The organism is Dolichospermum sp. UHCC 0259 (genome assembly GCF_009711935.1).
Taxonomy (GTDB): domain Bacteria; phylum Cyanobacteriota; class Cyanobacteriia; order Cyanobacteriales; family Nostocaceae; genus Dolichospermum.
In genome coordinates, this window is record NZ_VIKX01000004.1 from 21,740 (window position 1) to 30,890 (window position 9,151).

General features: G+C 39.1%; 9 protein-coding genes. 5 read left to right on the forward strand and 4 right to left on the reverse strand.

Features of this window, described 5'->3' with window-relative positions; translation table 11 throughout:
- Nucleotides 1–187 precede the first annotated feature (187 nt).
- The 5 genes from fabI to FJR05_RS00475 all read left to right on the forward strand — a co-directional run bounded on the left by fabI (nt 188) and on the right by FJR05_RS00475 (nt 5,803).
- Nucleotides 188–964, forward strand: coding sequence for an enoyl-ACP reductase FabI (fabI, locus tag FJR05_RS00455; RefSeq protein ID WP_168642296.1), 777 nt, complete (start codon nt 188–190; stop codon nt 962–964).
- A 140-nt stretch (nt 965–1,104) separates the two neighbouring features.
- On the forward strand, nt 1,105–1,710 hold the full coding sequence (gene hisB / locus FJR05_RS00460; protein ID WP_168642297.1) for an imidazoleglycerol-phosphate dehydratase HisB: 606 nt from the start codon (nt 1,105–1,107) through the stop codon (nt 1,708–1,710).
- Between the two features lie 66 nt (nt 1,711–1,776).
- On the forward strand, nt 1,777–2,760 hold the full coding sequence (locus FJR05_RS00465; RefSeq protein ID WP_168642298.1) for an ABC transporter ATP-binding protein: 984 nt from the start codon (nt 1,777–1,779) through the stop codon (nt 2,758–2,760).
- Between the two features lie 393 nt (nt 2,761–3,153).
- Nucleotides 3,154–4,593 carry a polysaccharide biosynthesis/export family protein gene (locus FJR05_RS00470; protein WP_168642299.1) on the forward strand — a complete coding sequence of 480 codons (1,440 nt, stop codon included), beginning with the start codon at nt 3,154–3,156 and terminating at the stop codon, nt 4,591–4,593.
- A gap of 337 nt (nt 4,594–4,930) precedes the next feature.
- Nucleotides 4,931–5,803: an SPFH domain-containing protein gene (locus tag FJR05_RS00475; protein ID WP_168642300.1), complete on the forward strand. Its 873-nt coding sequence runs from the start codon at nt 4,931–4,933 to the stop codon at nt 5,801–5,803.
- A 316-nt stretch (nt 5,804–6,119) separates the two neighbouring features.
- Here FJR05_RS00475 and folP read toward each other — a convergent pair whose 3' ends face one another.
- The 4 genes from folP to FJR05_RS00495 all read right to left on the reverse strand — a co-directional run.
- Nucleotides 6,120–6,959 carry a dihydropteroate synthase gene (gene folP / locus FJR05_RS00480; protein ID WP_168642301.1) on the reverse strand — a complete coding sequence of 280 codons (840 nt, stop codon included), beginning with the start codon at nt 6,957–6,959 and terminating at the stop codon, nt 6,120–6,122.
- Between the two features lie 47 nt (nt 6,960–7,006).
- On the reverse strand, nt 7,007–7,732 hold the full coding sequence (gene tpiA, locus FJR05_RS00485; protein WP_168642304.1) for a triose-phosphate isomerase: 726 nt from the start codon (nt 7,730–7,732) through the stop codon (nt 7,007–7,009).
- A 346-nt stretch (nt 7,733–8,078) separates the two neighbouring features.
- Nucleotides 8,079–8,483 (reverse strand): hypothetical protein, encoded by a 405-nt coding sequence (locus FJR05_RS00490; RefSeq protein WP_168642302.1) that lies wholly within the window; start codon nt 8,481–8,483, stop codon nt 8,079–8,081.
- A gap of 146 nt (nt 8,484–8,629) precedes the next feature.
- Nucleotides 8,630–9,151: hypothetical protein (locus tag FJR05_RS00495; RefSeq protein ID WP_217385497.1), on the reverse strand; the 522-nt coding region annotated here is incomplete at its 5' end.

A 9,151-nucleotide genomic window follows, 5' to 3' on the forward strand; every position in this document is an offset into this window, starting at 1 on the left:
ACTAATTATACTCTAAAAGTTTTGCCTCTGAAATTGTCAATTTCTTGGGAATTTTTGCAAACATGGGCATGGTTTTTTGGGGCTTACTGCTACTTCTGGAGCATTTTGAAAAATCCCTAGCCCAATGCAGTCAAACTAGGCTCAGATTCTAGTATGCTCCTAATGATGAATTAAATTAGCAATTTCTATGCTCGATCTATCAGGAAAAAATGCCCTAGTTACAGGTATTGCCAATAACCGTTCTATCGCTTGGGGAATTGCCCAACAACTACACAAAGCCGGGGCTAATTTGGGCATTACCTACTTGCCAGATGACAAGGGTAAAATGGAAAAAAAAGTTTCTGAATTGGTAGAACCGCTCAGTCCTAGCCTATTTTTGCCCTGCAATGTTGAAAATGACGAGCAAATTCAATCTACTTTTGAAACCATCCGGCAAGAATGGGGGAAAATAGATATTCTAGTCCATTGTTTGGCCTTTGCAAAAAAAGAAGATTTGACCGGAGGTTTTAGTCAAACTTCTCGTTCTGGTTTCAATACGGCTTTGGAAGTTAGCACTTATTCACTTGTACAGTTAAGCGGTGCAGCTAAACCTTTAATGACTGAAGGCGGAAGTATTATTACTCTTACATATTTGGGAGCGGTTCGGGCAATTCCTAACTATAATGTCATGGGTGTGGCTAAAGCTGGTTTGGAAGCCAGTGTTCGTTACTTGGCAGCAGAACTGGGACCTGACAATATTCGCGTTAATGGTATTTCTGCTGGGCCTATTCGCACTTTAGCATCTTCGGCAGTTGGTGGCATTTTGGACATGATTCACCACGTTGAGGAAGTAGCCCCTCTCCGTCGCACCGTTACTCAATTAGAAGTAGGTAATACAGCAGCTTTCTTATGCAGTGATTTAGCAAGCGGTATTACTGGACAAATCCTGTATGTAGATGCAGGTTATGAAATTATGGGAATGTAGTGAAAGAAAGGAGTCAGGAGTCAGGAGTCAGGAGTCAGGAGTCAGAAGAAAGAAGAAAGAAGAAAGAAAAGTAACAACTGACAACTGACAACTGACAACTGACAACTGACAACTGACAACTGACAACTGACAAATGACAAATGACTAATTATCAAACTCCTCGAATAGCTTCAGTTCACCGCACTACTGGTGAAACAAATGTTCACGTGATTATTAATCTTGATGGGACAGGGATATGTAAAGTTTCTACAGGGATTCCCTTTTTAGATCATATGCTCCATCAAATTGCCTCTCATGGGCTTTTTGATTTGGATATTCAAGCTAAAGGTGATTGGGAAATTGATGATCACCACACTAACGAAGATGTGGGGATTACTTTAGGACAAGCTTTATTCCAAGCTTTGGGTAGCAAAAAAGGAATTGTCCGGTTTGGGAATTTTCTTGCGCCTTTAGATGAAGCTTTGGTACAAGTTGCTTTAGACTTTTCTGGTAGACCTCATCTCAGTTATGGTTTAGAAATTCCTACTCAACGGGTGGGAACTTATGATACCCAGTTAGTGCGGGAGTTTTTTGTGGCGTTGGTGAATCATAGCCAAATGACGTTACATATTCGCCAATTGGATGGAATTAATTCCCATCATATTATTGAAGCCACATTCAAAGCCTTTGCTAGAGCCATGCGAATAGCGGTGGAAATTGATCCCCGGCGGGCAGAAACAATTCCTAGTTCCAAAGGTGTGTTATAAAAATCCTCAGCATCGGTTAATCTGTAGTTAGCTCTAAATAGTCAGTAGTTGGTAGTTTAATTAGCCATGAATTCTGTTGTAGACAACCCCGATTCTCAACAAAATCCCCTAGACAAACAACCCGTAGTCCTGACTTCTGAATTGCGAAAGGTCTATCGCACGGGATTTTGGCTCAATCAAAAGGTTGTATCGCTCAAAAACTGTTCTTTACAGGTGTACCCAGGAGAAACCTTTGGTTTGTTGGGTCCTAATGGTGCGGGTAAAACCACGTTGTTAAAATTATTGTTGGGAATTATCCGCCCTACTTCTGGAAGGGGATTATTGTTAGGTAAACCTATAGGCGATCGCTCTGTCAAGCAGCATATCGGCTACCTGCCAGAAAATTCCTATTTATACGAATATCTGAGCGGTTGGGAATTTTTGCAGTTGACAGCGGGTTTATTTCAAATTCCCCAAAAGTTACAACGTCAACGTATTCCCCAATTGTTGGAATTAGTTGGGTTATCCCAAGCCGATGCTCGCAAAAAGCAAATGCGGCGCTATTCTAAGGGAATGCTTCAGCGTGTAGGTATGGCTCAAGCATTAATCAATGATCCTGATTTGATTTTTTTGGATGAACCTATGTCTGGGCTTGATCCTCTGGGACGTTACCAAATGCGAGAAATTATTCTTTCTTTGAAAGCATCGGGTAAAACCATATTTTTTAATAGTCATGTGTTGAGTGAAGTGGAACAAATTTGCGATCGCGTGGCTATACTTGCTCAAGGAGAATTAATCTGTTGCGGTTCTCTGAATGAACTTTTAGGCAACCAAAACACATATCATGTTAAAGGTCAAGGCGGAGACGGGGAAATCTTGAAAAAATGGATAGGTAATTTAGAATTTGGGGCTGATGGTTTTTGGCAGGGTATACTCCAAGAAGATTATTATGATTTTCTGTCTAGTTTGAGGCTAATGGGGGGAAAAATTATCACTATGAATCTGTCACGTCAATCTCTAGAAGAGTTTTTTATCCATCAAATTCAAATCCGAAATCATCCCCTTAATTAGCACAAACAAGTAAAAAATAAGCGGAATAAATCACCCATAAGTAGTAATTTTTGAGAATTTTTGATCATCCTAAAAATCAGTTACTTGTGTGTTAATATTTCCTGATCAATTTAGGGATATGACTAGATCATTCAGCCGATGAATTGGTTGTTAATATAGGATCGAAAATTGTGATCAGCTAGGAAAACTAACTTGTAAAAAGCAGGGAAAATATTTCCTGACCGCAAAGAAGATTCAAAATCAAATTCCTTACGCAACAAATTATTTATGTCCGGAAAACTAAAGATCTATTAGAAAATAAAATTGTTGAGTCACTACGATTCTTCAGTATACTCGATGTTAAAATGTTTCCGAATAACTCTAAATATCGTCATTTTCAATTCTCAGGTAAATATGCTTAATAAAGATTTGTGTAAATTTCTCACCCACTCAACTACGGGTTTAGCATTGTTAACAACAGTGAATATCATTTTGCCATCTGTGAGTTTGGCACAAAAACAACCAGTAGCATCAATATCCAATATCGCTACAGATTATTTATTAGGCGGCGGCGATCGCATCCGTGTTAATGTATTTGAAGTACCAGAATACACAGGTGAATATCAAGTCCCTCCCGGTGGTTCAATTAATATGCCTTTAATTGGTAGTATCCCTGTCGCCGGCTTAACCACTGAACAAGCTGCTGATACAATTGCCAGAAAATATGCTCGCTTTCTCAAACGTCCCCTCATTTCCGTTAACTTATTATCACCACGTCCCATTAATGTGTTTGTGGCTGGAGAAGTAACAAGACCAGGAGCTTATACCCTCAGCTTAGAAGGGGGAGCAGGAAATAACCCCGGTGTCCAATATCCAACAGTCTTAGCTGCCCTGACCAGCGCCCAAGGTGTGACACTAGCAGCAGATGTAACTCAAGTCCAATTACGCCGCAGAGTAGGACGTTCTGGAGAGCAGACAGTCGCCTTAAACTTAAAGGAATTGACCCAAACAGGCAGAATATCCCAAGAAATCACCTTACGAGATGGAGATACCATTGTTGTCCCCACTGCCGCCACTTTAAATGTAGCTGAAGCTCGGAATTTATTTGCAGCTAACTTTGCCGCTAGTCAAACATCACCCCGCACAGTGGTCGTAATCGGTCAAGTTTACCGTCCTGGTTCTTATCTTGTTAGTCCTGGGAATACAGAACCTAGTGGTGTTGCTGGTGCTGCTGCTGGTGGTGGTTTACCCACTGTGATGCGAAGTTTACAACTAGCAGGGGGAATTACATCTCTTGCCGATGTACGGAAGATAAAATTACGCCGTCCTACCCGCACTGGTACAGAACAAACTATAGATATTAACCTATGGCAATTGCTACAAAGCGGTGATGTTAATCAAGACATTGTAGTGCAAGATGGCGATACAATTTTCATTCCTACTGCTACAGAAATTAACACTGCTGAAGCGACTCAATTGGCTACCACTACACTGTCACCAACAACTATGGAAGTGGGTGTAGTCGGGGAAGTCAAAAGACCAGGAGCAGTTAAACTACAACCGAATAGTTCTTTAAATCAGGCATTATTAGCTGCTGGTGGTTTTAATGATGGTAGAGCCAGTAGAGGAAGTGTAGACTTAATTCGCCTCAACTCCAATGGTACTGTTAGTAAACGTGCAGTTAAAGTGGATTTAGCTCAAGGAATCAACGAGGAAACCAATCCTATCCTGCGTAACAATGATGTTGTTGTAGTTGAGCGCAACGGGTTAGCGAAAACAGGTGACAGAGTTAATACTGTAGCTGGTCCTTTAGGTACTATCTTGGGAATCGTCAGATTATTCTTTGGACTTTAAGTTAAGTCCAGAACTTGGTTTTCTAGGTTTCCACTCAAAAAATCTAGAGAGTCACCGAGTTAAGAAGAAGAAAATCCTGGTGTCAATGACATGGACTTGTTATTGATACCCTCACAGTCTGGGTTATTTTTATATATTTTGTTATACAAATTAATCTATTTTTTTCAGTAATTCATCATGATATGTGTAGCGATCGCCTATAATGCGATCGCAGCTTTATCATTTTTATAGTTAACAATCGGGAAATTACGCACTTAACCCATTTTAATTTACAGTTAATGCCAGCCATAACCCTAACAATCAATTCTGCCCAAAGCCGAAAGAGGAGAATAACTGAATGGACCCAATAATTTTTATCATATTTTTAGCTCTAGTAGGTTATGCCTTCGCATCTGCAAAGATGGTAAATCAAGGGAATGTCGCCTTAGTTGAACGCTTGGGGCGGTATCATCGCAAACTAAATCCTGGACTCAGTTTCATAGTTCCCATTCTCGATCAAATTGTGATGGAGGATACAACCAGAGAGCAGTTATTAGATATTAAACCGCAAAATGTAATTACTAAAGACGGAGTTTACTTAGAAGTTGATGCAATTCTTTACTGGCGCATCAAAGACATTGAAAAAAGCTTTTATGCCATTGATGATTTACAAACAGCTTTATCTAACTTAGCCACAACCACTCTTCGGGAAAATATCGCTCAAAACTCCTTAGAAGATACTAATATGTCCAGAGACGAGATGGACAGAACCATATTAAGCGCCTTAAATCCAATCACATCCTCATGGGGAATTGAAATTATCCGTTTAGACATTCAGCGTATCACCCCGCCAGAGACTGTACGCAAGTCAATGGAAGAACAACAAACAGCACAAATTAAAAAAAAGGCGGCAATAGAAGCAGCAGAAGGGGAGCGACAAGCAGCAGTTAAACGGGCGGAAGGAACTAAAACATCAATAGAAATAATTTCTGAAGCCTTGCGTTCTCACCCTGAAAGTAAGGATATTTTAAGGTATCTTGTCGCCCAAGATTATGTAGATGCTAGTCAGAAATTAGGTGAAAGCAACAATGCCAAAATTGTCTTTGTAGATCCTGCTAACTCCTCAGAAATGTTTCAGGAATTGATTTCTGATTCAGTACAAGAAAATCCTAGTAAAAATCCCGCCAATGGCAACGGTAATGGCAATGGTAAAGGTAATGGATCTAATTAGAGTTTGATACCATTAACTTTTCAGATCAGCAATTCTCATTTTAAGGTTTCATGACATTTAAACCCTTACATTTCTGAACGAATCCGGGTATCGCTCAAAAGTCAGGATCGCGGATTATACAGATTAAAAGATGGCGCGGATTAGGTTGTTTGCTATGATAGGAGTTACCAAAATCCGTGAAATCAGTGCAATCCGTCTAATCCGTGATTCAGACCTTTTTCCCGCATAATCCATATAATCCGCAATTCTAACCTTATTTTTTTCAAAATGAGAATTGCTGTTTTCAGATATTCTTCCTTCTTCTTCATCCTGACTCCTAGCGAAAAATAGCATCTGCTACCAGACTAACTTCTTGCATTTCTCGAACATCGTGAACTCGGAGAATATCTGCACCATTAAAAATAGCCGCACAACAAGCTGCGGCTGTTCCCCAAATCCGTAATCTTGGATCTGGTTGATTAAGAATATTACCAATAAAACTTTTCCGAGATGCTCCCACTAAAATTGGAGAATTAAGAGTTTTTAGTGATTCCAAACAGCGAAAAATTTCTAAATTCTGCTGATGGTTTTTAGCAAAACCAATACCAGGATCAATAATTATTTTATTTTGATCAATTCCTAAAAGCCTAGCATTTGTAATTTGCTCAAATAAAAATTTATAAATATCAGCAATTAAATCCTCATAATCCGTACATTTTTGCATAGTTTGGGGAGTTCCCTTAATGTGCATTAACACAATCGGCACATTTAAACTAGCCACAGTTGGCAACATTTGGGGGTCAAATGTCCCCGCTGAAATATCATTGACTATATCTGCTCCAGCAATAATTGCCGCTTTAGCTACCTCTGCTCTAGTTGTATCTACAGAAATAGGGACATCAACGACTGGACGTAGCAACTCCAAAACTGATAACACCCTCTCCATTTCTGCTTCTAGGGAGATTTGCTCCGCGCCTGGACGAGTTGATTGTCCACCAATATCAATAATATCAGCACCAGCCGCAACCATTGCTTGTGCTTGGGTTAAAGCGGCTGAGGTAGTGTTAAATTTACCACCATCACTAAAACTATCAGGGGTAACATTCAAAATCCCCATAATATAAGTTCGCTTGCCCCAAACAAAACAATGATTTCGGATAATTAAGTTATTAGACATGAAATTTTGGAACTTTTAATGGATTTACCCCCAATCCCCAATCCCCGTTATTGATAATTGACAATTCTGGCAAAACTATCAGCTTTTAGACTAGCGCCACCAACGAGAGCGCCATCAATTTCTGGTTGTGCCATAATTTCATCAATATTATTCGGGTTGACTGAACCGCCATATTGAATAGGAACGAGGGGATTAGTCAATTCATTCCGAATTAAGCCAATTACCCGATTTGCTTCCTTGGATTCACAGGTATCACCAGTACCAATAGCCCAAATTGGTTCATAGGCAATGATCAAGTTATTTTGATCAATGTCTACCAAGTCCTTTTTTAATTGAGTGCTAATTATTGATTCTGTTTCCCCTAAATCTCGTTGTTGTTTGGTTTCCCCAACACAGAGAATGGGTGTGAGTCCATGCTTTTGAGCAGCTTTAAGCCGGAGATTGACAGTTACGTCTGTTTCTCCGAAGAATTGCCGTCTTTCACTGTGTCCAACTATAACAAAACGCACACCGATTTCTGTTAGCATAGAAGCGGCGATTTCGCCCGTATATGCTCCACTTTCTTCCCAATGGACATTTTGTGCGCCCAAATTTACACGGCTACCATGTAAAGATTGGGACACCAGGCTTAAGTCGGTGAAGGGAGGACATATTACCACTTCTCGTTCTGAGGGGGTTTCCTCCAGGTGAGGCAAAAATCCGCTTAAAAATTCTGCGGATTCTGCCTGAGTTTTGAACATTTTCCAGTTACCAGCAATAACGATTTTCCGCACAGGTGATTTAATCAAAATTTTAATGTTACTAGATGCACCTTTTAATGTACTACTTTTTTAGGACTATTCATGAAGCAGAATTCATCGGGTTACAGAAACGGTAGTCAGTAGGAATATAGGCAGAAGTGTTGGTCTTTATAATAAATGAGATGCTTTATAAGTTATTTGTTTATATGCTATCAATCAAAAGGAGGATGCCAACCACTAATTACCCAACGCTTTCGAGCAATCAGAATTATTGGATTATTGATTCGTAGCTTAACTATTGTGGTGCGACCAATAGCATTTATACCTTTTCTATGATTTTTTGTCTTAAACTTTCAGAAATATATGTAGACACAACAATTTAAGAATTTGATAACCGATACCCTCGCCAACTGAGTAATACTGCTGCTTGGGCTTTACATAACATAAATAAATCTGCCTCATGTCGAAGTGACATCAACTCTAATCGTTCTACTTCTGTAAGTATACCCCTAGAGTTATGATCAAGCAATATGTTATATCTGTCCATATCATCTGCTGTTTTTCGACTATTGGCAATTTGCCAGAGAGTATTGTCATCTAGCTTATCTAATGCGGCAATTTCAGCTTGAAATTCCTCTGGGACATCATCCCAAGCCGGTGGACTACCAACTTGCAAAGCATGAAGCATTACTTCTTCTAAGGGACGTTGAATAGCATTAGCAGTATTAACTAATCGCTGATAGATAATTTCTGGGATTTGGAGAGTTACTGTTTCAGTGGGCATATTTTACTCCCATTATAATTTACATTAATTAAAAACTATTAATAGTTTAATTATATCATTTCCTATTAACTTTGGATTTATCAAGGTTTTATTTCCTGATTTTCGTCATTCATGGTTTCTTGAAAATACTTAATAAAAGTATGATCTTATTTTTTAGCATATATCTGTTTTAGATATTGAATTTCTGATCTTAAACCATTAGCATGAATCAAACCTACATAACCGCGAAACTGACATTTATTTTGGGCATCATAAACCGTAATATGAGGAGTTTGAGCCAGATTATCCCTTAATCTCAATCTTCCACTTCTATCTAAAAATGTAAAATTTTCAGTAATTTGGTGAACAGGATTAAACCAATCTCCCATATTTTTTGTAAGCGGGAAAGTTTTTCCTATGTTTTCTGTAACCTCATGAAAAACAGTTGTTATTCCTGGAACTTTTTCTAGTCGTCTAATTACCAAATTAATAATTTTTTCCTGATTACCTAAGATATGATCTGTGATCATTTTAGCTGTTTTAGGACAATTCCAGTAACCAATATGAGCATCTGCTGCACCAGCAGCAATAGCACCCAAATCGAGAGCTTTATTAATATCAGCTACATTACCTAGTAGTTTTTCACTCTCCCCCCACTTTCGAGAGTTTATAGGGTAGGTAGAAGTAGG

Excerpts from the sequence above, each read along its gene's own strand:
- fabI (WP_168642296.1), top strand. The coding sequence starts at position 188 with ATGCTCGATCTATCAGGAAAAAATGCCCTAGTTACAGGTATTGCCAAT.
- hisB (WP_168642297.1), top strand. The coding sequence starts at position 1,105 with ATGACTAATTATCAAACTCCTCGAATAGCTTCAGTTCACCGCACTACT.
- FJR05_RS00465 (WP_168642298.1), top strand. The coding sequence starts at position 1,777 with ATGAATTCTGTTGTAGACAACCCCGATTCTCAACAAAATCCCCTAGAC.
- FJR05_RS00470 (WP_168642299.1), top strand. The coding sequence starts at position 3,154 with ATGCTTAATAAAGATTTGTGTAAATTTCTCACCCACTCAACTACGGGT.
- FJR05_RS00475 (WP_168642300.1), top strand. The coding sequence starts at position 4,931 with ATGGACCCAATAATTTTTATCATATTTTTAGCTCTAGTAGGTTATGCC.
- folP (WP_168642301.1), bottom strand. The coding sequence starts at position 6,959 with ATGTCTAATAACTTAATTATCCGAAATCATTGTTTTGTTTGGGGCAAG.
- FJR05_RS00490 (WP_168642302.1), bottom strand. The coding sequence starts at position 8,483 with ATGCCCACTGAAACAGTAACTCTCCAAATCCCAGAAATTATCTATCAG.